Source organism: Streptomyces silvisoli, from assembly GCF_029269905.1.
In the GTDB taxonomy this organism is placed as follows: Bacteria; Actinomycetota; Actinomycetes; order Streptomycetales; family Streptomycetaceae; genus Streptantibioticus_A; species Streptantibioticus_A silvisoli_A.
The window spans coordinates 288,582-308,442 of the sequence record NZ_JARJBC010000005.1; the positions used below are offsets into that span (position 1 = coordinate 288,582).

Here is a 19,861-nt window from a genome sequence, read left to right on the forward strand (position 1 = left end):
CGGAAGACCAGCCGGTGAAGTGGTGGCGCATGCGCCGACTGTGGCCGGGTAGGCGCAGCCGCGGTCAGACGGGGTGTCGACGGGCGTGAAACGAAGGGGAGAGATGGCCTTGCTGAAGCCTCATCCGCTGGTGCTGCGCAACCTGTTGGAGCGGTACGAATCCCTGGCCGGGCGGTCGGTGAACACCGCCGAGCCGATCGGGGTGCGGCGTGAACTGGAGGACGTCACATACACGTTGTGCGTGTCGACGGGTACGCGGGACGTGCGGTCCGCGGTGGCGGCGGCCCGGGGGATGCTGGAGGAGGCGTTCGCGGCCAGCGTGGCGCCTGTCGAACCCCGAACGCCCTCGATAACCACGGCCGCTTGACGTTCCCGCGCTGGTGGCCGCAGGGGGACACGGCGCGGAACCCCAGCCCGAGCCCGGCATCGTCCGGGCTCGGGCTGATCGCTGTCGGACCACCGCGCTTGCTCCGCGGAATCCCGGGAACAAGTCCCTCCACGGCCACTGGAAGGATGGCAGCCCATGTGGATGGCAGCGCCCACCGCCCCCACGCACGTAGCCGTGGTGATCATCGTGGTCTTCGTCGTAGCCGGAATCGTCGGCATGATCACCAGCCACAGGGACAAGCGATAGCCGCCGAATGACGGTGGAAACCGAAAACGGGCGGATGGCTGGGAGCTTGTGTGCCCGCTTTCACCGAAAACACATGACAAACTGTCGGACTGCTTTTGCGATATCGAGGTTTGCTGCTCTCCGAGGTGGGGATTCGTTGTGGCGGGTGCATTTCTCGCGGTAGGGAGGACTCGACTGTGCGTGCGATCGGTACGGCGAACGTCGGAGCGGACCGGGCGAGCGGTAACCTGGCCGAGGTGGTCGAACACCCGCCAGCTGACGCGGAGTTGACGACCGAGGAGCAGGTGGAGCGGGCTTGTGCGGACCTGCGCGCGGCGGTGGAGGAGTTCCACCAGGAGCTGGCCGACTTCGAGGGCGCCCTCAGGAGGTAGCCCGGAACGGCAGCGGGCCGTGCGAAATCGGGTCGGTTTATAGGGCGGTGCTATCCGCCGCGCATGGCGGTTTCCGCTGACAGAAATGGGGCGAGCCAGGTGGTCGCGGATCACGATGGGGCGTCAGTGGTGGAAAGGCTCCGGCACCGGGCGGCAGCATTCGTGGACAGCCACGCCGAGCTGTTCGTCACCGTGGAGGACGACGGCACGTTGATGTTCGGCGGAGACGACCAGGCCGGGCTGTTCCGGGCCGCCGCGGAGTGGCTGGAGGAGGACCCCGCCTGCACCGTCGCGGGCGTCGCCTGGGGCCCGGCGGTGACGGAGCCGCCCTGGACGTTGGCCCTCCACCTGCGACACCCCGGCCCGCCGGGCCACTGAGTAGGCGGCGCGGGCGTCCCGGCCGGGCTAAGGCATCTGCGCGCTGTCGCGGTGCCTGCCCGGCCCGGTTTCGTACTCCGGTAGGGCCACCGGATCGGCCCAGTACGCATCGCACCGGAGAATCCGGATATCCGAGAGGTATGACTGAATTTCCCACACCCGCCCACCCCCAACTGATCGGCGCCCGGCCCCGCTCTCTCGTCGAGAGTGCTTACCAGAACCTGCGGCAGCGGAGCGTGCGGGCCGATCAGTTCACATACGGTGCGTTGGACGCCTACCGGTGGACGATGGGCAGTGGCGTCAGCGCTCCGCTCACCGGTGCCCAGACCGCCGGGGTGCCCGATCTGGAACGGTTGACCTCGGAGATCGACGCGGCGGTCGTCCAGTTGGAGGACGTCACCCAGCGCGCCGGCACCCGTGACTTCACACAAGGGGTGCATGACGCGTTGGCGTGGGTGTGCGGGCTCAGCGACGAGAAGCCCTGAACGCTTGTGTCAGGCGCCTGGACGGTGGCTCAGGGCCACCGTCCGGGCCGCGGTGTGTGGGAACCGCCGTGACTACGGCTCGCTGATGACGCGGACGGACTCGACGGGGCTGCCCGCGGTCCGCGCGGCCTCGTTCCTTACGGCGTCGAGGTCATGCGTGGTGAGCTTGGCCCCTTCCAGGTGCACGTAGACCATGTCCGGCTGGGGGTCGACGGTCGCCTGGACGTCTGGCAGCCGGGCGACCAGGCGGCCGAGAGCGGCTGTGTCGCCGTGGGCGGCGGGGGAGCCGGGCTTGACGGGCGCGAGTACGCCCGCGCTGTAGATGTCGCGGCCCTGGCTCGCGAACCGCAGGGCGGGGACGACGTCGTCGCGCACCGCACGTACCTGCTGTGCGTCGGCCTTCCACAGCCGCAGCACGATCGCCGGCCGTCCCGGGTCCTCCTTGCCGACGACGGTCCAGTCGGTCACCCCGGCGCGGCTGAGACCGTGGTACACGCCGTCGAGCCGCTGCCCGAGCGGTGAACCGTCCGGGGTGCTGATCGTGAGGTCCTGGACGTGGTGGCGCAGCGCCGTGAGCGCGGTCGCCCCGGAGGGTGTGGCTGATGTGGTCTGTGCGGTTGGTGTTGCGGCTCCCGCCGGAGCGGCGGCGCCGGCCATCAGGCCGGTGAGCAGCGCCGATCCGACAGCGGCCGACGCGGCGGTCCTCCTCCGCGAGGTGTGTTTGCGGGTTCGTTCGTGCCGCGCAGTCATGCTCGTCCCTTCCGTGGACAACGTTCTCGTGGGTGCGCGGCTACCCCGGATGCGAACACCTACACGGCCGCCATCGGGGGAGGACGCGGCAGGGGCTGGTCAGCCTGCTTCGATCCGCGGGAAGACGAACTCGTCGAGGAACAGTCCCAGCGCCATGGCGGCCGGGATGGCGACCAGCGCGCCGATGATGCCGAGCAGGGCCCCACCGACGAGAACGGCGACGACGGTGACGATGGGATGGACGTCGACGGCGAACCTCATCACCCGCGGCACGATCAGGTAGTCCTCCGCCAGCCGGAAGAGTACGTAGAACACGGCGGTGGCGATGGCGATGGGCAGTGAGACCGAGAGCGCCACCAGGCTGACGGCGATGCCGCCGATGGTGGATCCCACCATCGGCACCAGGTCCATCAGGGCCACGAGGACACCGAGCGCCGCCGAGTAGGGGATCTGCGTCCCCGCACACCAGGCGAACGTGGCCAGTCCGGCGATTCCGGAGGTGGCCAGGTTGCCCAGCATGTACCGTCCGGTGCGGACGACGATCTCCTCGGTGAGCGCGGCCACGCGTTCACGGTGGCTGCCGGGGACGAACCGGTAGCAGAAGTCCTTGATACGTGGCAGTCCGACCATGAAGTAGAGCGAGACCACCACGACCACGACGGTTGCCGTCACGGTGCTGACCACCAGTTGGCCGGCGCCGAGCAAGCCGTCGAGGATGTCGGATCCTCCGCTCGACAGCTGTTGCTTCGCCTTGTTGATGAGGTGGTAGCGGTCCTCCAGCCGGCCCAGGGTTGAGTGGTGGTCGTGGAGTTGCTGGAGCCAGCCCGGCACGGCGTGGACGAAGGCGGTGACTTCTTCCATGACGGGGGGAACCACCAGCGCCACGAAGCCCGCCAGGACCGCCGCGAAGGCGACCACCACCAACGCGACGGCCCACCCTCTGCGCATCCGGTGCCGCACCAGCCAGCGCACGATGGGGTCGAGACTGATCGCCACGAACAGCGACAGGAGCAGCATGACCAGCAGCTCGCTGATGCGGATGACCTCCTGTGCCAGGAAGTAGGCCAGCACGCCGCCGAGGGTGAGGCTGAAGCCCATCCCGAACCAGGACCCGGCCCCGCCGCCGGAACGGCGCAGGCGGGCGCCCGGCGCCCCGGGAGGTGCGGTGAACGTGTTCCGAGATCTTTGGCCCCCGGAGCCGGCGGGGGAACGCCCGTTGACGGGTGGCCCGCTCTGGGCGCGCTCATGCCTCATCAGGGTTTCCTGGTTGTCGAGGAGGTCGGCACGCGCTCGGCGTACACCGCTCAGTCACCGTAATCGTCCTAAACGTGGAGCGGGTTGACCGGCAGAACCGTACCGCTGGAGACCGCCCCGCACGGCGGGGGCGTTGGCGGGCGTGTCCTACGCCCGCGCCCGGCAACTGTCAGGCGCCCGCCAGTAGTTGGCTGCGCAGCATCTTGAGGGTCCGGGCCAGCAGACGTGAGATGTGCATCTGGGACAGGCCGAGTTCGGCGCCTATCGCGGCCTGGGTCATGTCAGCGCCGAAGCGCATGGCCAGGATCGTGCGTTCCCGCTCGGGAAGTCGGGCGATGAGCGGCTTGAGAGCGGTGAGGTTCTCCACGCCTTCGAGCGCGGGGTCCTCATAGCCGAGGCGGTGGACCCAGGAGGTGCCCTCGTCCTCCTCGGCCGAGGCCTCGGCGTCGATGGAGCTCGCGGTGTAGGCGTTGGCCGCGATCTGGGCTTCGAGTACCTCCTCCTCGGTGATCCCCAGCCGCTCGGCCAGTTCGGCGACGGTGGGGGTCCGGTCGAGTTGTGCGGCCAGGGCGTCACTGGCCTTCGCCATGTCGATGCGAAGTTCCTGGAGCCGACGCGGCACCCGTACCGACCAACTGGTGTCGCGGAAGAAGCGCTTCATCTCACCGACGATGGTGGGCAGGGCGAAGGTGATGAATTCCACGCCGTAGTCGGGATCGAAACGGTCGACCGCCTTGATCAAACCGATCGTGCCGACCTGCAGGACGTCCTCCATCTGGTCGGCCCGGTTGGAAAAGCGCTTCGCGGCGAACCGTACCAACGCCATGTTCAGCTCGATGAGGGAGTTGCGGACGTACTGGTACTCCTGGGTGCCTTCTTCAAGCACCGCCAAACGGGCGAACATCACCCGCGAGACCTCACGCAACTCCGAGGGGTCCGCCTTGCCTTCGGCCAGCAGGGTGGTCAGTTGCTCAGGAGTTGACTCCCTTTCCACCGCGGTTTCAGGAACGGCCTTCTCGGCGAGCTGCCCCGACATGATCGCCCTCCCATCGATCCGAAGTCTTTGACGCCTCAGCGCCTACCCGCCTCCTCAGTTCCAAACCACGGCCATTTCCCGAAGTTTGGCGCAGCGTCCCTGCCCACGACAGTGGGCCCCACCGGAATCCGGTGGGGCCCACTGTCAAAAGCTCTCATGACGGCCGTCGGTCACCATCGGTACCAACGGCCCCGTGCGCCGGCCGAGTCGGTGGAGCGCACGAGGAAGCCCAAGAGCCAGATGACCAGCACCGCCACCGCGACCCACCAAAGGATCTTGATGGCGAAGCCGGCACCGAACAGCAGTAGTGCGAGGAGCAGAACGAGTAGCAGGGGAACCATAGTCATCGACCTCCTACGGCCACGCCTGCCCTGCGCTCCGGCGTTCAATCGAGCGGCGGCCACCTGTTACGAGTTGGGCCTGGGAGGCTGCGGTGGCTTGTGGCGCTCCGGGAGCGGGCGGGGCGTGATGGCGTCCTCGCCCTGCTGTTCCGCGCGCATCCGCTTTCCGGTCTCGCTTTCGCCGATGCGCGGCCCGGCCGGCGTCTGCGGTCCGTCGAAACCGGGCGAGGAGAAGCCGGGGGAGGTGTAGCCGGGCGAGAACGATGAGTCGTCCTCGCCGGTCGACTCCGCCGCTGGTGGTGCGGTGGTCGGCTTCCGGTCCTCGGGCTGGCCGTGTTCGCGGGCCGCCCGCTGATCGGGGTCTTCGGGAGCCGCGGTCCTCCGTGACCGGGCCGCGGTAGGGGACGGCTGTTGACGTGGTGTTCTGCGCACTTGGCACCAGGCTCCTCTCCGGACGCTCCGGCGATGGCACCTCGTTAGTGTGCTGGCTCGGGAGCGTTCAATGGACGTCCTCGGAACGTCTTCCCGTGTGCTGCGGATGTACAACGGCCTTTTGAGCGGCTCCGGTTGGCCGTCGCCATCGCGCGAGTGAGTGACGAACCGAACAAAGTCGTGTCCGGCGGTGCGAGGTGTTCTGCGCGGTATTCCGGCCGAGGTTCGCGAACCTGTTCCCCGAATCCATGGTGTCAATTGGGGGCGCATCTGCGGCTCGTTGGCGGTAGTGCGGTGCCAAGGAAACACGCCATGCGTCTCTGTAGTGCGATGCCGGAGCCCTGCGGGCATGGCGGATTCCGCAGCGGAAAGGCGCACGTGTGCGGGCCCGCCGCTGTGTTGTGCCGCGGCTGGGAGAAGTCAACGTATGAGTGAAGGGAGGCGCGGCATGAGTCAAGTGAACGGTGTCGTCGGTGTGTACGGTTCGATGCGGGAAGCCGAGGACGCGGTGCGGATTCTGCTGCGGCAGGGAATCCCGGCCGACCAACTGTCCGTCATCGGACAGGACTTGCGGAGCGAGACACGGGTGCACGGTTTCGTCACCACCGGAGACGTGGCCAGGTCGGGGGCGACGACGGGGGCGTGGGTGGGCGGTCTGTTCGGACTGCTGTCCGGCACCGCGCTGTTGCTTGTGCCCGGTGTCGGGCCGCTGCTGGTGCTCGGCCCGCTGGCCGCGGGCGCGGTCTCCGCGGCGGAGGGTGCCGCGACGGGGGGCGGACTGGGAGCGGTGATGGGGCACTTCATCGCCAAGCGGCACGTGCCCAAGTACATCCGGCACGTGGAGGCGGGCGGCTACCTGCTGATCCGCCAGGGCCCCGGTGCCCAGGCCGGAGTTGACCTGATGCGTGAGGTGACGGACGCCGCACACGTCGAGCACCACGACGACCTGGTTCCCGCCCACCTCGCCACCGTCGTCCGCTAGTTCCCCGGGCAGCCGGGTGTCGGAAGCGGCCCGCTCCGCCGGGCCGTCGGCGATGGGAACGGATAGCACCTTGCCACCGGAAGACAGTTGCCGTTTGACAACTATGGCGGTCAGGCAACAGAGTTACGACGTCACAGGTGTGCAGGGAAGGATCTTGAATGTTCCGGTGGGCGAGGGAGAGTCCTCGCGCCGGTCGGCCGCGGAGCGCGGACGTGCGCCGGGTGGTGGCGGACTGCGGTCCCGCTGGTCAGGCGGAGTGTGCGTCAGCGGTGTCGTCGTGGATCTGCGTGGCGGCGGCGGCGCAGAACGCCTCCAGACCCTCCAGTAGCGCCGTCCGCTTTCGGGCGGGCATCTGCGCCAGGACGGCCTGCAGTTCACGCTCGCGGCGGGAGCGTAGATCGGCCAGGAAGGCCCGGCCCCGACTGCTGAGGTGCAGCCGCAGTTCGCGGCGGCTGGTGCTGTGGGGCGCGCGCTCGACGAAGCCCACAGCCTGGAGGCGGTCACACAGCCGGCTCGTCGACGGGGGAGTGGAGCTCAGGGCGTCGGCGAGGGTGCGGAGGTTGATCCCCTCGTTGTGTTCGAGGATGAACAGCACGCGTAGCTGGGACACCGACACCGGGGCGGTCGACGCCCGGCCCCACAGGACCTCCAGCAGTTCGGCGGCCTCTGAGGCCACGCGCGCCACCTCGTCGGGCTGTCGGCGTGAAGGGGAGGCAGTCACGGTCATACTCTCGCAGGCTCATCGGGTGCTGTCAGTCGGCTAAGGGCGGCTAGCTGGCTACACCACAGTAAATACCGGCGAGGCCGGATCAAACGACAAGGCTCCGCTTGCGGGTGCGATGCTCTCCTGGCAAAGAATGGCTTATCCAACATCGTGAACAGATTCGAGGCCGCCGAGCGGGCTCTGCGTAAGGCGGCCCCCCACCAGTTGGTGGACGCCCTCGGCGCGGTGCTGACCGACCGGTACGCGGCGAAGTCCGTCGAGCTTCTCCTGGTGGACTACGGGCTGACCGTACTCCAGCCGGTGACCGCCCCGCCACACACCGGGGAACCCGTGCCGGTGCACAACACTCCCGCCGGGCGGGCGTTCGTGGTGCAGCGGTCCGTCGTCGAGGGCGTCGGCGAGGGGATGGCGAAGGTCCACTGCCCGGTGACCGTGCGCGGGGATCGGCTGGGTGTGCTGTGCCTGGTGGTGCCGACCGACGTCTGCACTCCGGAACGGCTCGCCGAACTCGCGGACGTCGCCGAGGTCCTGGGGCACGAGGTCGTCGTCGCGGAGCGGGACACGGACCTGTATCTACGGGCGCGCCGCAAGGACCGGTTGACACTCGCGGCCGAGATACAGTGGCAGCTTCTGCCAGGCCGCTCCTGCGCCCGGCCCGAGTACGAACTGGGTGCCCACCTGGAACCGGCGTACGCGATCTTCGGCGACAACTTCGACTGGTCGGCGACCGAGGACCGGCTGATGCTGTACGTCACCAACGGCATGGGCGAGGGGATAGAGGCCGCGCTCCTGACCAGCCTGGCGATCAATGCGCTGCGCAACGCCCGGCGTGCCGGTCTGTCGATCGCCGACCAGGCCGCGCTGGCCGATCAGGCGGTCTACGCCCATTACCGCGGGGCGTCGTACCTGTCGGTGCTCATGGTGGACTTCGACCTCGCCACCGGCCGGGCGCGGGTCGTCGACGCCGGATCGCCGCGGATGTGGCGTTTGCGGCGCGGCGGTGCCGTGCAGCCCATCACCTTCGAGGCACAGCTGCCGTTGGGCATGTTCGAAGAGACCGACTACGTCGCGGAGGACTTCCAGGTGGAACCCGGCGACCGGCTCGTGTTCGTCAGCGACGGGGTGTACGAGGCCGCCTCACCCTCGGGTGAACGCTACGGTGAGCGGGCACTGGCCCGAGCCATCGCCGCCACCCAGCTGCTGTCGGCGGCCGAGGTGCCGCGCGAGGTGCTCAGACAACTGGCAGCTCACCGCGGTAGACCGGTGCCGCACGACGACGCTCTCGTGGTGTGTCTCGACTGGCACGGACGGTAGGCCGGCGAAGCCGAAGCACGGACGCGGGGCACGACCTTGGGCCTGAGCCGTGGGACCACTTCGCGGCATAGCGATTGCCAAACGGGGTACGACACCGACGCCGAAGTTTGCCGTATGACAAGGAAGCGCACGACGTTCCCACGGCGGGTGCTGGGAACGGTGGTACGGATTGGAGATGCGGGTGCCGGAACACGAGACGGGAGCGCAGTGGTCGCCGTCCAGGGAGGTCGGGGACTTCCTGCGGCGCTTCCGTGAGCAGATCGCCCAGCGGTGGGCGGACGCGACGCTGTTTCGGACGGTGTTCACCGTCTCCCGGGACGAGGCGGTGGAGGCGTGCAAGGTCGTGATCGACGCGCTGTCCGTGGTCGCCGCCTCGGAGCGTATCGAGGACATCGAGGCACCGGGCTTCGCGGTCGTGCGCGAGCAACTGGGTCGCATGTCCGCGTCGCATGTCCGAATGGGGCGCACTCCGGCGCAGATCGCCAACGAAGTGGCCGCGCTACGGGTTCCGGTTACCGACCTGCTGGCTGCGGAGTCCCGCGACCTGCCGACCGAGCGGGTCCAGCGGACCACGTTGGCCCTGACGGTCCTGATGGGCACCCTGCGCCTGGCGGTGATGGAGACCACGCTCACCGAGGGCGAGGAACTCATCGACCGTCAGCGCCAGCAGCTCCTTGAGTTCGCCACTCCGGTGATCAAGCTGTGGGACGGGATCGTGGCCGTTCCGCTCATCGGCACGCTGGACAGCGCGCGCAGCCAGGTGGTGATGGAAAGCCTCCTGGAGGCCGTCGTCGCCCAGCAGGCGCGCTTCGCGATCCTGGACATCACCGGCGTGCCGACCGTCGACACCCTCGTCGCCCAGCATCTGATGAAGACGGTGGCGGCAGCGCGGCTCATGGGCGCGGAGTGCATCGTCTCCGGTATACGGCCGGCGATCGCCCAGACGATCGTGCACCTCGGCATCGACCTGGGATCGGTCGTCACCCGCGCCACGCTGGCCGACGCCCTGGCGTTGGCTCTGCGGCGACAGGGCACGGGCGCCGCGGTCGGCGTGTCCGCGGAGGTCGATCCGACGTGACGTGCCCTCGTACGGAGGCGATTGGCGCGCACGTCCCGGTACTCACCCTGGGCGACGTACTGTTGGTGACCGTCCAGGGGGACCTGGACGACCAGACCGCCGAGTACCTGCGCCAGGACATCACCCGGGCGGTCGCGGAGACCACCGCCACCGGCGTGGTGATCGACGTCTCCGGGGTGGAGGTCGTCGACTCCTTTCTGGGACGGGTCCTCGCCGACATCGCCGCCACCGTCAAACTGCTGGCGGCACGGACCGTGGTCGCCGGAATCCGTCCCGCGGTGGCGATCACGCTGGTGGAACTCGGCCTGACGCTACCGGGGCTGTGCACCGCCCTCCACGTCGAGCAGGCCCTGCGCCTGCTGCGGGAGCCGTCCGGAGCGCACTGTGGCGCGCATCCACGGCAAGGGGGCGTGTGATGCACGTGCCCAGTACCGTCGCCGCGAGGTTGCCGATCGGCTCGGACATGGACCTGACCTGGATCAGGCAACACGTCCGACAGGCCGCCGCCGAACTCGGCTTCGGACTGGTCCAGCAGACGAAACTGGTCACCGCGGCCAGTGAGCTGGCGCGTAACACCCTTGTACACGGTGGAGGCGGTCACATGGAGTGCACACCGGTGGCGCGCGGCCGGATCCATGGCCTGCGCCTCGTGTTCACCGATTCCGGGCCGGGGATTCCCGACACGGAACTCGCCTTGTCCGACGGTTACACCTCCGGCGGCGGGCTGGGCATGGGCCTGGGCGGTGCCCGGCGGCTGGTGCACGAGTTCACTCTCGACAGCCGGCCGGGAGAGGGCACCACCGTCACCATCACCGCCTGGGCCTCCGGGCCTCCCTACCCCCGCAGGGCGTTGTGATGACCCGGGTATGGGACGTTCCGGTACACGATTCCACCCGTGTGCGCGATGTCCGCGTCGCCGTGGAGGCGGCGTGCGGCCACACCGGGCTGACCGCCGACCGCACCGCCGACGCGGACCTCGTGGCCACCGAACTCGCCACCAACCTGCTCAGACACGCCGGTGGTGGACGAGTCCTGATCGACACGCCCAACGACGGGCAGGCCGTGGTGCAGATCCTGGCCGTGGACCACGGGCCAGGCATCCCCGACGTCCTCGCCGCACTGCGTGACGGCTACTCGACCAGCACCTCGCTGGGCGCGGGCCTGGGGACCTGCCGTCGTGTCGCGGACGCCTTCGACCTGCACACCGTCCTCGGTCGCGGCACGGTCGTGCTGGCCCGGCTCGCCGATCGCGGCGCCGCTCAGGCGGGCGCCTCGAGACCGGCCAAGGAACTGCCCCGGGTCGGCGGGGTCCATGTGGCACTGGAGGCGGAACACAGCGGCGACGCATGGGCATACGTACGTGGCGAGAACCGGCTGACACTGATGCTCGCCGACGGCCTCGGCCATGGCCCCGAAGCCGCGCGGGCCTCCACCACAGCCGTGGACGAACTGCGCCGCATGCCCGATCTGACACCGGGGGAGATGCTCCGGCGCCTGGACAGCGCGCTGCGCCGGACCCGCGGAGCCGCGATCGCGCTGGTCCAACTCGCCCACGGCACCGACCGCCTGGTGGTCGCCGGTGTCGGCAACATCGGCGCGCGGCTGCGCACGGACGGCACCTGGCATTCGCTGCTCTCCCGGCCGGGCATTGTCGGCGCCTACCTCCCCGCCCTCATCCCCGAGCACCAAGTGCCCTGGAACCAGGACAGCCTGCTGGTCCTGCACAGTGACGGTCTGCCCAGCCGCTGGATCCCGCCCCAGGACCCGCGCCTGGACGCCCATGACCCAGCTGTGATCGCCGCGGTCGTGCTGCGCGACGCCAGCAGCTCGGCGCGCCCGGCGCGTGACGACACCACAGTGGCCGTAATGACCCCCGCACCGCTGGACCGCCCGCTATGACCCGCACCCACGCCTGGCCCGTCGCCAGTGTCTCCGACGCGGCCCACGCCCGTATCGCCGTGGCGCGCCTCGCGGCGGCCGGAGGCGTGCCCGCCGTCGAACGTGCCCGGCTGCTGACGACGCTGACCGCCCGGTTGAGGAGGTGTCCGGAGGAGCCCGGATCCTGGCAGTTGGTCTTCGAGGCGCTCGACGCACCAGCGGACGGCGAACCCGGATGTCTCCGGCTCGCCCTGCGTCGCATCGGCCGGTCCTCAGCAGAGCCTTCCTGGCAGAGGACCGTCGTGTGCCCCGACCCCGAGCGTGCGGCTCGTCAGGCCGCCGAGCCGCCCACTCCGCTCGCCGAGGCGTTGCTTCTCGGGGACGACGACACCGCGGCGCTCCTGAGCCGCCTGGACGAGCTGGAGCGACTCGTCCGTCTCCACCGGGAGGAACTCCACCACACCAACCAGGGTGTCCTCGCCCTCCACGCCGAACTGGACGCGGCCGACCGGACGCAGCGCGAGTTGCTCGCCGCGGAGAAGGCGGCCCGCGCGGAGGCGGAAGGCGCTCGCCACCGGCTCACCTTCCTGGCCGACGCCAGCGCCGCCCTGACCGCCTCGCTCAGCCACCGGGAGATCCTCCGCCGCCTTCCTGAGCTCCTCGTGCCGCAACACGCGCGCAGCGCCGACGTCTGGCTGCTGGAGGGCGACGACGCCCAGACGCGGGCTCCACATCCCGCGGCCGCCGTCGTCGCCGCGCGCAGCGGGCGCCCGCAGTACGCCGCGGACCATCCGGGAAACCTGCCCGGCGTCGGCGATCTGCCGCCCTCGGCACTGGCTCCGGGAGTGCCCCTGCTCTGTCTGCCGCTCACCGCCCGGCGCTCCACGCTGGGGGTGCTGACCCTCACTCCTCCCGGTGACCGTTTCGACACCGACAACACCGTCATGCTCATCGAACTCGCCCGCCGGGCCGGGATCGCGATCGACCACGCCCTGCGGTACGAGCACAACCGCGACATCGCCGAAACACTCCAGCGCACGCTGCTCACCGACCTGCCGGTCACCTCGGGACTCCAGCTCGCCGCCCGCTATCTGCCCGCCACCCACGGCCTGAACATCGGCGGAGACTGGTACGACGCCTTCGCCCAGCCGGACGGCAGCCTGATCGCCGTCATCGGCGATGTGACCGGGCACGGACTCCACGCGGCGGTCATGATGGGCCAGCTGCGCAACGCGCTGCGCGCCTACGCCGTGGACGGCGACTCCCCGGGGCGGTTGCTCACCCGCCTCCACGCCTTCCTCCACCACCTGGAGCCGGACCTGTACGCCACGGCGGCCATCGCCCGCTTCCGTCCCGGCGACCCCACCGTCACCTGGGCCGCGGCGGGCCACCCGCCGCCCGTGGTGCGCACCTCGGAAGGGCGGGTTCGGATCCTGGACGTCAAGCCGGGGGCCATGCTCGGCATTCCGCTCAGCCAGGGCATCAGGGACCACACCGTGGAACTCCCACCAGGCTCCACCCTCGCGCTGTACACCGACGGCCTGGTCGAACGGCGCAGGGAGGGGCTGGACCCGGGCATCGCCCGCCTCGGCACGGCGCTGGCCGAGATCGACGCGGCGGACCTGGCCCAGGACCTGGACGGCGTGGCCGAGACCGTGCTGGGGCGCATGCTGCGCGACTCCGAGCGTGAGGACGACGTGTGCCTGCTGCTCTGTCACACCGGCACCGAACCCCTGGGCGCCCCTGGCGCGCCGCGGCTGCGCAGGCGCCCGCACCATGCGGCAGCGTGCGGGCCAGGCTCCGCCAAGCCGATCACGTCGCCCCCGCCGAGCGGCGCACAGGTCCCACCACCACCGTTGGTCACGGACAATGCACAGGACTGACCGACCGAGCACACGACTACGGGCCCAACACGCCCCGAACAGGACGTGGACGCTGTGACCAACGACGATAGACGCAGGACCGCCGAGGCCGTCCTGCGCGAGGCTGCGCCGCACGCGCTGATCCCCGCCGCCCAAAGGCTGCTGGCGGGCCGAGTGGGGGCGCGGTCCGTCACGTTGCTGATGGCCGACTACGGTTCGGCGGTGCTGCAACCAGTGCCGCAGCCGCCGCACGGTGCCGAAGCCGTACCAGCTCACCACGGCCCTCCCGGTCGCTCCTACTCCACGCAGGTCCCCGTGGTGGAGCGGACCGAGGACCCGGCTGTCGTTCTGGCCCACCTGCCGATCACCGTGCGCGGTGACCGGTTGGGAGTGCTCTGCGTCGAGCTGCCCGCAGCCGACGCGGACGCCGCCACGGTGTCCGAACTGGCCGAGTTCGCCACCGCGTTGGGCCACGAGCTGCTCGCCGCGGACCGGGACACGGACCTGTACCTGCAAGCCCGCCGCCGTAAGCGCCTGACCCTCGCGGCCGAGATGCAGTGGCAACTGCTGCCCGGTCGCGGCTGTGCCCGGGACGAGTACGTCCTCGGCGCCCATCTGGAGCCCGCCTACGCCATCGGCGGCGACAACTTCGACTGGTCCACCAGCGCCGAGCACCTCACGGTCACCGTCACCGACGGTATGGGCCAGGGGATCGAGGCGTCGCTCCTGGCCAACCTGACCGTCAACGCGCTACGCAACGCGCGCCGCGCGGGGGTCGGCATCGCGGACCAGGCCAGCCTCGCTGACCAGGCGGTCTACGCCCAATACGGGGGCGTGGTCTACGCGTCCACCCTGCTGCTGCGGTTCCACCTCGACACGGGTCTCGTGGATGTCGTCGACGCCGGTTCCCCGCAGTTGTTCCGCCAGCGCGGTGGCACCGTCGAACTCATCGAACTGGAAGGCCAGTTGCCGCTGGGCATGTTCGAGGAGACCCAGTACGAGGAGCAGACCTTCCATGTCGCCCCGGGCGACCGGCTGGTCATCGTCAGCACCGGTGTGCACGGGGCGCGTTCGCCGGACGGCGGATTGTACGGGGAACGGACACTGCGGCGCACCATCAGCGCCTCGCGGCTCGCCACGCCGCACGAGACCGCCCGGGCCGTGGTCCACGGCCTCATCGAGCACTTCGGCAGCCACGATCTCGCCGCCGACGCCACGGTGGTGTGCCTGGACTGGAAGGGCCGCCCCGGCGCCCCGCGCACCGATGAACCGCCTCCGTCCACCCGCACATGAGCGCTTCACGTCGCCGTACCGTGGCCCCTGGCACATGAAGACAACGCATTACGGATTGACGAGAGCACATTGCGAAGTGAAAAGTGCGACGTAGCCGGGTAGACGCACACGTACCAGGCCGCCGGATGCCACTAGGAGGAGCGAGAGAGGGGCGGGTGTCTACCATGACCACGATCGGGGTAGTCGACAACCGTATGTCGTCGCTGCGTTGGGACAGAGCCTATGAAGCCCGTGATCCGAACGTCATCGCCGCCGCGCGGGACTTCGCCACGGAGTTCCTGGAGCATGCCCAGCGCACCATGCGGATGCGGCTCGACGATCGGGTCATCCAGGACGCCCAACTCGTCGTGAGCGAGCTGGTGACCAACACCAGCAAGTACGCCCCTGGACCGTGTGAGCTGAGCCTGGAGCTGGCACCCGGGGGAATCGAAGTCACCGTCTGCGACAGCAACCCCATCGCGCCTCGGCCCGCTCCGCAGGACCCGGACCGCGTGGGCCGGCACGGCCTGGAGATCGCGGCCGCGCTCTCCGAGTACCTGTACACGCGGCGTCACGAGGGCGGCAAGTCCGTCCACGCCCGCATAGCCCTGAGTTGACGCACACCGGAGGCGGGCATGCACCGGCCGTACGCCACCACGGGTCGGCGAACAACGCCGGCCCGCTTACCTCGCGGGTCTTTGGGTACGGCGCTAGGACGAACAACTGCCCGTACCGACTCCAGCGGAGAGATTTCCCGTGCCGTACCGTGATGGCGTCGTCCGCCGTGGGATAGCAGCGGTCCCGATGCGGACCGCCCCGATTCGCCGCGCGACGAACAGCCCTTGTGGAGGTTGAGTGGCCCATGGGCTTTGGCCAGAGTCCCGGGCCGCGTCCGGATGAATCCGCCGAGCGGATGTCCGGTCCCGTGCAGGAACTCGTCGCGGTGTGGTCAAGAGCCTTCCATCTCGCGGCGCCCCACGTGTCCACGTTGCAACTGCGCGCCCTGGAGGCCTTGGAGGACCGGCGCAAGCTCAATCTGACCGGTCTGGCGGCGGAGTTGGACATCGGCATGCCCACCGCGAGTCGGCTGTGCGACCGTCTGGAGGCGGCCGGTTTCCTCGAACGGTCCGTTCAGCCGCGCAACCGGCGGGAGGTACTGCTGTCGGTCACCGCGCAAGGCAGGCGGCTGCTCGATGACATAGCGGCGCGACGACGTCGAGCGCTGGCCGCTGTACTGACGGCGATGGACCCCGAAGAACGCGCCGCACTGGTGCGGGCGTTGCAGGCCTTCCTGGCCGCCTCCGTGACGGCGCGAACGTACGGATCGCGCGGCACCGGGAACGAGTAGGCACGCCGACCGGGGCCAAACACCCGTGGCGCACAGCGGATTCACTCGCGGAGCAGAGCGTCCAGGACGCGGTCGAAGACCCGCTTCGCGATCCAGCGAACGGGCCGGTCGAACACCGAAGGCAGCCACCGTACCCGTAGGTCTTCGCGCCACTGGATCCAGCAGCCGGTGCCGCGCGGGCACACCTCGATCGTGGCCCAGCCCGACACCACGGAACCCCGCTTCTCCAGACGGCAGAGGCCGCAGGTGCCACCAGCCGGTGGGTCCCACAGCACGACCTCCATGGGATCGTCGAACCCGATGGCGCCGACGCCGGTGCGGGCGGCGAACCTGGTGCCCACGCGGGTCGGCGGCGATGTCGTCACGACGACCCTGGTGAGCGGCATGTGCGCGCCGTGGCGCTCCCAACGGGTCAGTCGGCTCCAGGCCTCGCCGGTCGGCAGGGCCGAGCAGCGCTGGATCTGGAAGAGAACCACTGCACAGAGGATAGGCGCGCCGCGGCCCTACGGCCACGCGGGCCCGCATGGTCGACCACGGCCGTGCGGGCCCGCGTGCCCGGCCGCCGGGCTGGACGGCGCGATAGGGCGTCGGCGGGCCGACCCCGTCAGCGCTTGAACGCGTCCTTGATGTTCTGCCCGGCCTGTTTGAGTCCGCCCTCCAACTGCTCGCCCTTGCCTTCGCTCTCCAGGTAAGGATCACCGATGGCCTTGCCGGTGTCCTTCTTGACCTTGCCCTTGGCCCTCTTGACCGCGTGCTCGGCCTTCTTGCCAGCACTCATGGCCAGCTCCTTCCACGGCTCCCTTGGATCCCTCTTTGGGCTCCCCAAGCCACGTCTGCCCGTATGGCACCTTTTAAACAAAATGTCGCAGGTTTGATGTGTTTTGCCGCAGGGAAGCCGACCACTCGGTGACTGCCTGCAACGCAAGGGGTGAACCCGATGTCAACAGGGACCCTCATCGCCATCATCGTTCCCGTGGCGGCTGTGATCGTCATCGCCGCCTTGGCCACATCGCTCGTCATGCGTCGCCGTCGGCTACGGGAACGCTTCGGACCGGAGTACGAGCGGACGGTCGAGACCACTGACAGCCGCCGGGCCGCCGAACGCGACCTGAGCGCACGCGAGAAGCGCCACGACGCGCTGGACATCAAGCCCCTGGCTCCGGCGGCACGGGACCGGTACAGCGACAACTGGGTGCACGTGCAGGAGGAGTTCGTCGACCGGCCCGAAGACGCGGTACACGACGCTGATCGACTCGTGACGTCGCTGATGCACGACCGCGGCTACCCGACCGAGGGCTACGAGCAGCAGCTCAAGGACCTCTCCGTCGAACACGGCCGCACCCTGGAGCACTACAGGGCCGCCCACGAGATCGACGAGCGCAGCACTCGCCACCAGGCGACCACGGAGGAACTGCGAGGTGCCATGGTCCACTACCGGGCGCTGTTCGAGGAACTCCTCGGCGATGGCGGCCAGCAGCGTCCCGTCCGGGCATAGCGGGGGACCCCCGCCTGGTACGGAGAAGCCAGGAAGGCCGGACGTGGACGGAACGAGCACGGACCAGGAAAGAGCACAGACCATGCGACACGAAACAGACCCAGGTCAAAGCGGCCTCTCAACCGAGGACATCGCCGGAGCGCAGGAAGACACTGAGGACGTGGCCGCGCCGCCGACCGAGCAGCCCACCTACCCGGGTGAAGGCACCGAAATCGAGACGGGACGGGACGCGGAAGCCGGAACCGCCGCCCCCGAGAAGGCGGAAGCCGGAACCGCCGCCCCCGAGAAGGCGGAGCCCGCCACGGAGGATCTGCCCCAACTGCTCAACGAAGAGGACCAGGAGACCTTCCGGTCCCAGTGGCAGGAGATCCAGAACAGGTTCGTCGACGACCCCCGTGACGCCGTGCACTCGGCCGATGCCCTCGTCGCCGAAGTCATGCAGACTCTGGCGACGACCTTCGCCGAGTACAAGCAGGGCCTCGAAGGGCAGTGGAACCGGGGCGAACAGGTCAGCACCGAGGACCTGCGCACCGCGCTGCAACGCTACCGCTCGTTCTTCAACCGGTTGCTCAGCGCCTGAGTTGGGACGGCCCGGACGAGTACCCGGACGCCTCCTCCCGGCTCCGGCGGGAGCCACCCCTGCCAGACGATCACGGGTCGAGGCGTCGCGTCGCTGTATCTCCGAACACGGCAGGTGACGGAAGGATGGATGACGCGGGATTCGGCGCCTTGCTCCGCGAGTTGCTGGAGGAGTCGCACCACCTGCCGGTGGAGGGTATACCCGCCCTGGTGGCGCGGGCGGCCAGGGAACTGGGGCTGGACGAGGCCACCGTCTACCTGGCCGACGTGCAGCAGGAGCGGCTCGTGCCGCTGGGGACGGTACCGGACAGCAGCCAGGGCGGCCTGCCGGTGGACGCAACGCTGGCCGGCTGGGCCTACCGCACGGTCTCGTTGCGGGTGGCTGAGGACGGCCAGGAGGGACTGGCGGCCTGGCTGCCGATGATGGACGGAATCGAGCGGATCGGTGTCTTGGGCCTGCACGCCCGATCGCTGGACGGCACACTGCTGGGCCGCTGCCGGGCGCTGGCGTCGTTGACGACCCTGCTGCTGCTCTCCAGGAGCATGTACAGCGACACCTACCTGCAGGCGACACGCGCTCGGCCGATGCGTCTGCCGGCGGAGATGGTGTGGGCCTTCCTCCCGCCGCGGACCGTGGGCACCCGGCAGGTCACTTCCAGCGCCGTCATGGAACCGGCCTACGACATCGGTGGCGACGCCTTCGACCACTCGCTGTCCGACAAGGCGCTGGACGCCACGGTCATCGACGCGATGGGCCACGACCTGGCCTCGGGCCTGGCGGCGGCCGTCGGCCTCGCGGGCTGCCGGGTCGCCCGCCGCGCCGGCGGTGATCTGAAGGACATCGTGGAGACCATCGACCACGCCCTGGCACAGTGGCTCCCGCACCGCTACCTCACCGCGGTCTTCGCCCACCTCGACCTGGCCAGCGGTCAGCTCAGGTGGGCCAACTGCGGTCACCCGCCGCCGCTGCTCATCCGCGGCCAGCACGTCATCTCCGGCGCCCTGGAACACCACGCCGAGCTGCCACTCGGCCTGGGACCCGGCTACCCCGACGTGCCCCGCCGCATCCATCACGCCCAGTTGGAGCCCGGCGACCGCGTGCTGTTGCACACCGACGGCGTCACCGAAGCACGCTCCGGCACCGGAGAGGTGTTCGGGGAACGGCGCTTCACCGACTTCGTGATCCGCGCCATCGCCGCCGGTGAACCAACGCCCGAGGCGCTGCGCCGACTGCTTCACGCGGTGCTCGACCACCGGCGGGGGCAGCTCGACGACGACGCCACCATCCTGCTCTTCGAATGGCACCCGCCGTCGGCGGAACCCACGGACACATCAGGGATCCAGACCGCAACCCACCTACCCGGCAAGGGCGTCAGGGCCGCACCCGCGAACGGCTAGCGGTGTCGGCGCGGGTGCCGTCGTGCGGCGAGCCCGATCACGAGCGCCACCACGAACAGCAGCGCGGCTGACACCCCCGCGTCCGGCCACGGCCTGCCGTCCGACCAGTGCTGGACAAGCAGCGCGAGCGCGCCGCCCGCCATCGCGAGTCCGAGTAACCGTATCCACCACGTGAACTTCGACATGCCCCGCGCCTACCCGGCTCGAAGTCGTCGAGTCAGCTCGCGAACCATCCTGCCCCCGGAGGACA

At 69.7% G+C, this 19,861-nt stretch carries 26 protein-coding genes; 17 read left to right on the plus strand and 9 right to left on the minus strand.

The features are described 5' to 3' along the window. Positions 1–103 precede the first annotated feature (103 nt). The 4 genes from P3G67_RS11240 (at position 104) to P3G67_RS11255 (ending at position 1,868) form a co-directional block, all read left to right on the plus strand. A complete protein-coding gene (locus P3G67_RS11240) occupies positions 104–367 on the plus strand; it encodes a DUF5133 domain-containing protein (protein WP_313880008.1) in 264 nt (87 codons plus the stop codon). Between the two features lie 443 nt (positions 368–810). Then, the gene (locus P3G67_RS11245; protein WP_276093307.1) at positions 811–1,005 is read left to right on the plus strand and encodes a hypothetical protein; all 195 of its coding nucleotides are present in this window, start codon (positions 811–813) and stop codon (positions 1,003–1,005) included. Positions 1,006–1,131: 126 nt separating this feature from the next. Next, positions 1,132–1,383, plus strand: a complete 252-nt coding sequence (locus P3G67_RS11250) for a hypothetical protein (protein ID WP_276093308.1) — start codon at positions 1,132–1,134, stop codon at positions 1,381–1,383. Positions 1,384–1,523: 140 nt separating this feature from the next. Beyond that, a complete protein-coding gene (locus P3G67_RS11255; protein WP_276093309.1) occupies positions 1,524–1,868 on the plus strand; it encodes a hypothetical protein in 345 nt (114 codons plus the stop codon). A 72-nt stretch (positions 1,869–1,940) separates the two neighbouring features. On the opposite strand, the gene P3G67_RS11260 is transcribed toward P3G67_RS11255, so the two are convergent. The 5 genes from P3G67_RS11260 to P3G67_RS11280 all read right to left on the minus strand — a co-directional run bounded on the left by P3G67_RS11260 (position 1,941) and on the right by P3G67_RS11280 (position 5,681). Then, positions 1,941–2,618 carry a hypothetical protein gene (locus P3G67_RS11260; RefSeq protein ID WP_276093310.1) on the minus strand — a complete coding sequence of 226 codons (678 nt, stop codon included), beginning with the start codon at positions 2,616–2,618 and terminating at the stop codon, positions 1,941–1,943. 99 nt (positions 2,619–2,717) lie between these two features. Continuing rightward, positions 2,718–3,716, minus strand: a complete 999-nt coding sequence (locus P3G67_RS11265; protein ID WP_276093311.1) for an AI-2E family transporter — start codon at positions 3,714–3,716, stop codon at positions 2,718–2,720. 325 nt (positions 3,717–4,041) lie between these two features. Beyond that, the gene (locus P3G67_RS11270) at positions 4,042–4,908 is read right to left on the minus strand and encodes an RNA polymerase sigma factor SigF (RefSeq protein ID WP_276093312.1); all 867 of its coding nucleotides are present in this window, start codon (positions 4,906–4,908) and stop codon (positions 4,042–4,044) included. A 170-nt stretch (positions 4,909–5,078) separates the two neighbouring features. After that, positions 5,079–5,249: a hydrophobic protein gene (locus P3G67_RS11275; protein ID WP_269856116.1), complete on the minus strand. Its 171-nt coding sequence runs from the start codon at positions 5,247–5,249 to the stop codon at positions 5,079–5,081. A 66-nt stretch (positions 5,250–5,315) separates the two neighbouring features. Continuing rightward, positions 5,316–5,681 carry a hypothetical protein gene (locus P3G67_RS11280; RefSeq protein ID WP_276093313.1) on the minus strand — a complete coding sequence of 122 codons (366 nt, stop codon included), beginning with the start codon at positions 5,679–5,681 and terminating at the stop codon, positions 5,316–5,318. Positions 5,682–6,129: 448 nt separating this feature from the next. Between P3G67_RS11280 and P3G67_RS11285 the strand changes: the two genes are divergently transcribed. Then, positions 6,130–6,663: a general stress protein gene (locus P3G67_RS11285; RefSeq protein ID WP_276093314.1), complete on the plus strand. Its 534-nt coding sequence runs from the start codon at positions 6,130–6,132 to the stop codon at positions 6,661–6,663. 247 nt (positions 6,664–6,910) lie between these two features. Here the strand turns inward: P3G67_RS11285 and P3G67_RS11290 are convergent, their stop codons facing one another. Continuing rightward, on the minus strand, positions 6,911–7,390 hold the full coding sequence (locus tag P3G67_RS11290; protein ID WP_269855865.1) for a MarR family transcriptional regulator: 480 nt from the start codon (positions 7,388–7,390) through the stop codon (positions 6,911–6,913). Between the two features lie 147 nt (positions 7,391–7,537). Between P3G67_RS11290 and P3G67_RS11295 the strand changes: the two genes are divergently transcribed. The 9 genes from P3G67_RS11295 (at position 7,538) to P3G67_RS11335 (ending at position 16,139) form a co-directional block, all read left to right on the plus strand. Further along, positions 7,538–8,701, plus strand: coding sequence for a PP2C family protein-serine/threonine phosphatase (locus P3G67_RS11295; RefSeq protein WP_276093315.1), 1,164 nt, complete (start codon positions 7,538–7,540; stop codon positions 8,699–8,701). Between the two features lie 175 nt (positions 8,702–8,876). Then, complete coding sequence (locus P3G67_RS11300; protein ID WP_276093316.1) at positions 8,877–9,779, plus strand: STAS domain-containing protein; 903 nt, start codon at positions 8,877–8,879, stop codon at positions 9,777–9,779. After that, on the plus strand, positions 9,776–10,195 hold the full coding sequence (locus tag P3G67_RS11305) for an STAS domain-containing protein (RefSeq protein WP_276093317.1): 420 nt from the start codon (positions 9,776–9,778) through the stop codon (positions 10,193–10,195). The genes P3G67_RS11300 and P3G67_RS11305 overlap by 4 nt, the downstream gene beginning before the upstream one ends. After that, positions 10,195–10,635 (plus strand): anti-sigma regulatory factor, encoded by a 441-nt coding sequence (locus P3G67_RS11310; protein ID WP_269855869.1) that lies wholly within the window; start codon positions 10,195–10,197, stop codon positions 10,633–10,635. The genes P3G67_RS11305 and P3G67_RS11310 overlap by 1 nt, the downstream gene beginning before the upstream one ends. Continuing rightward, positions 10,635–11,678 (plus strand): ATP-binding SpoIIE family protein phosphatase, encoded by a 1,044-nt coding sequence (locus P3G67_RS11315; protein ID WP_276093318.1) that lies wholly within the window; start codon positions 10,635–10,637, stop codon positions 11,676–11,678. Before P3G67_RS11310 ends, P3G67_RS11315 begins: the two co-directional genes overlap by 1 nt. Continuing rightward, entirely contained in the window at positions 11,675–13,540 is a 1,866-nt protein-coding gene (locus tag P3G67_RS11320) for a PP2C family protein-serine/threonine phosphatase (RefSeq protein ID WP_276093319.1), read from the plus strand. Before P3G67_RS11315 ends, P3G67_RS11320 begins: the two co-directional genes overlap by 4 nt. Before the next feature lie 45 nt (positions 13,541–13,585). Beyond that, positions 13,586–14,812, plus strand: a complete 1,227-nt coding sequence (locus P3G67_RS11325; protein ID WP_391858235.1) for a PP2C family protein-serine/threonine phosphatase — start codon at positions 13,586–13,588, stop codon at positions 14,810–14,812. 164 nt (positions 14,813–14,976) lie between these two features. Beyond that, positions 14,977–15,408, plus strand: a complete 432-nt coding sequence (locus P3G67_RS11330; protein WP_276093321.1) for an ATP-binding protein — start codon at positions 14,977–14,979, stop codon at positions 15,406–15,408. A gap of 245 nt (positions 15,409–15,653) precedes the next feature. Then, entirely contained in the window at positions 15,654–16,139 is a 486-nt protein-coding gene (locus P3G67_RS11335) for a MarR family winged helix-turn-helix transcriptional regulator (protein WP_276093322.1), read from the plus strand. A gap of 41 nt (positions 16,140–16,180) precedes the next feature. On the opposite strand, the gene P3G67_RS11340 is transcribed toward P3G67_RS11335, so the two are convergent. Both P3G67_RS11340 and P3G67_RS11345 read right to left on the minus strand, forming a co-directional pair. Further along, positions 16,181–16,615 carry an SRPBCC family protein gene (locus P3G67_RS11340; RefSeq protein WP_276093323.1) on the minus strand — a complete coding sequence of 145 codons (435 nt, stop codon included), beginning with the start codon at positions 16,613–16,615 and terminating at the stop codon, positions 16,181–16,183. Positions 16,616–16,743: 128 nt separating this feature from the next. Continuing rightward, on the minus strand, positions 16,744–16,917 hold the full coding sequence (locus tag P3G67_RS11345) for a CsbD family protein (RefSeq protein ID WP_276093324.1): 174 nt from the start codon (positions 16,915–16,917) through the stop codon (positions 16,744–16,746). 159 nt (positions 16,918–17,076) lie between these two features. Here P3G67_RS11345 and P3G67_RS11350 point away from each other — a divergent pair, with 159 nt between their 5' ends. The 3 genes from P3G67_RS11350 (at position 17,077) to P3G67_RS11360 (ending at position 19,611) form a co-directional block, all read left to right on the plus strand. After that, on the plus strand, positions 17,077–17,634 hold the full coding sequence (locus P3G67_RS11350; protein WP_269855877.1) for a hypothetical protein: 558 nt from the start codon (positions 17,077–17,079) through the stop codon (positions 17,632–17,634). A 160-nt stretch (positions 17,635–17,794) separates the two neighbouring features. Further along, the gene (locus P3G67_RS11355; protein WP_276093325.1) at positions 17,795–18,214 is read left to right on the plus strand and encodes a hypothetical protein; all 420 of its coding nucleotides are present in this window, start codon (positions 17,795–17,797) and stop codon (positions 18,212–18,214) included. A gap of 125 nt (positions 18,215–18,339) precedes the next feature. Beyond that, positions 18,340–19,611 (plus strand): PP2C family protein-serine/threonine phosphatase, encoded by a 1,272-nt coding sequence (locus P3G67_RS11360; RefSeq protein WP_276093326.1) that lies wholly within the window; start codon positions 18,340–18,342, stop codon positions 19,609–19,611. Here P3G67_RS11360 and P3G67_RS11365 read toward each other — a convergent pair. Then, positions 19,608–19,796, minus strand: a complete 189-nt coding sequence (locus P3G67_RS11365; protein ID WP_276093327.1) for a hypothetical protein — start codon at positions 19,794–19,796, stop codon at positions 19,608–19,610. The two genes, P3G67_RS11360 and P3G67_RS11365, sit on opposite strands and share 4 nt — an antisense overlap. Between the last annotated feature and the right edge of the window lie 65 nt (positions 19,797–19,861).

Excerpts from the sequence above, each read along its gene's own strand:
- P3G67_RS11240 (WP_313880008.1), top strand. The coding sequence starts at position 104 with ATGGCCTTGCTGAAGCCTCATCCGCTGGTGCTGCGCAACCTGTTGGAG.
- P3G67_RS11255 (WP_276093309.1), top strand. The coding sequence starts at position 1,524 with ATGACTGAATTTCCCACACCCGCCCACCCCCAACTGATCGGCGCCCGG.
- P3G67_RS11260 (WP_276093310.1), bottom strand. The coding sequence starts at position 2,618 with ATGACTGCGCGGCACGAACGAACCCGCAAACACACCTCGCGGAGGAGG.
- P3G67_RS11265 (WP_276093311.1), bottom strand. The coding sequence starts at position 3,716 with ATGGGCTTCAGCCTCACCCTCGGCGGCGTGCTGGCCTACTTCCTGGCA.
- P3G67_RS11270 (WP_276093312.1), bottom strand. The coding sequence starts at position 4,908 with ATGTCGGGGCAGCTCGCCGAGAAGGCCGTTCCTGAAACCGCGGTGGAA.
- P3G67_RS11275 (WP_269856116.1), bottom strand. The coding sequence starts at position 5,249 with ATGGTTCCCCTGCTACTCGTTCTGCTCCTCGCACTACTGCTGTTCGGT.
- P3G67_RS11285 (WP_276093314.1), top strand. The coding sequence starts at position 6,130 with ATGAGTCAAGTGAACGGTGTCGTCGGTGTGTACGGTTCGATGCGGGAA.
- P3G67_RS11290 (WP_269855865.1), bottom strand. The coding sequence starts at position 7,390 with ATGACCGTGACTGCCTCCCCTTCACGCCGACAGCCCGACGAGGTGGCG.
- P3G67_RS11300 (WP_276093316.1), top strand. The coding sequence starts at position 8,877 with ATGCGGGTGCCGGAACACGAGACGGGAGCGCAGTGGTCGCCGTCCAGG.
- P3G67_RS11310 (WP_269855869.1), top strand. The coding sequence starts at position 10,195 with ATGCACGTGCCCAGTACCGTCGCCGCGAGGTTGCCGATCGGCTCGGAC.
- P3G67_RS11315 (WP_276093318.1), top strand. The coding sequence starts at position 10,635 with ATGACCCGGGTATGGGACGTTCCGGTACACGATTCCACCCGTGTGCGC.
- P3G67_RS11320 (WP_276093319.1), top strand. The coding sequence starts at position 11,675 with ATGACCCGCACCCACGCCTGGCCCGTCGCCAGTGTCTCCGACGCGGCC.
- P3G67_RS11330 (WP_276093321.1), top strand. The coding sequence starts at position 14,977 with ATGACCACGATCGGGGTAGTCGACAACCGTATGTCGTCGCTGCGTTGG.
- P3G67_RS11335 (WP_276093322.1), top strand. The coding sequence starts at position 15,654 with ATGGGCTTTGGCCAGAGTCCCGGGCCGCGTCCGGATGAATCCGCCGAG.
- P3G67_RS11345 (WP_276093324.1), bottom strand. The coding sequence starts at position 16,917 with ATGAGTGCTGGCAAGAAGGCCGAGCACGCGGTCAAGAGGGCCAAGGGC.
- P3G67_RS11350 (WP_269855877.1), top strand. The coding sequence starts at position 17,077 with ATGTCAACAGGGACCCTCATCGCCATCATCGTTCCCGTGGCGGCTGTG.
- P3G67_RS11360 (WP_276093326.1), top strand. The coding sequence starts at position 18,340 with ATGGATGACGCGGGATTCGGCGCCTTGCTCCGCGAGTTGCTGGAGGAG.
- P3G67_RS11365 (WP_276093327.1), bottom strand. The coding sequence starts at position 19,796 with ATGTCGAAGTTCACGTGGTGGATACGGTTACTCGGACTCGCGATGGCG.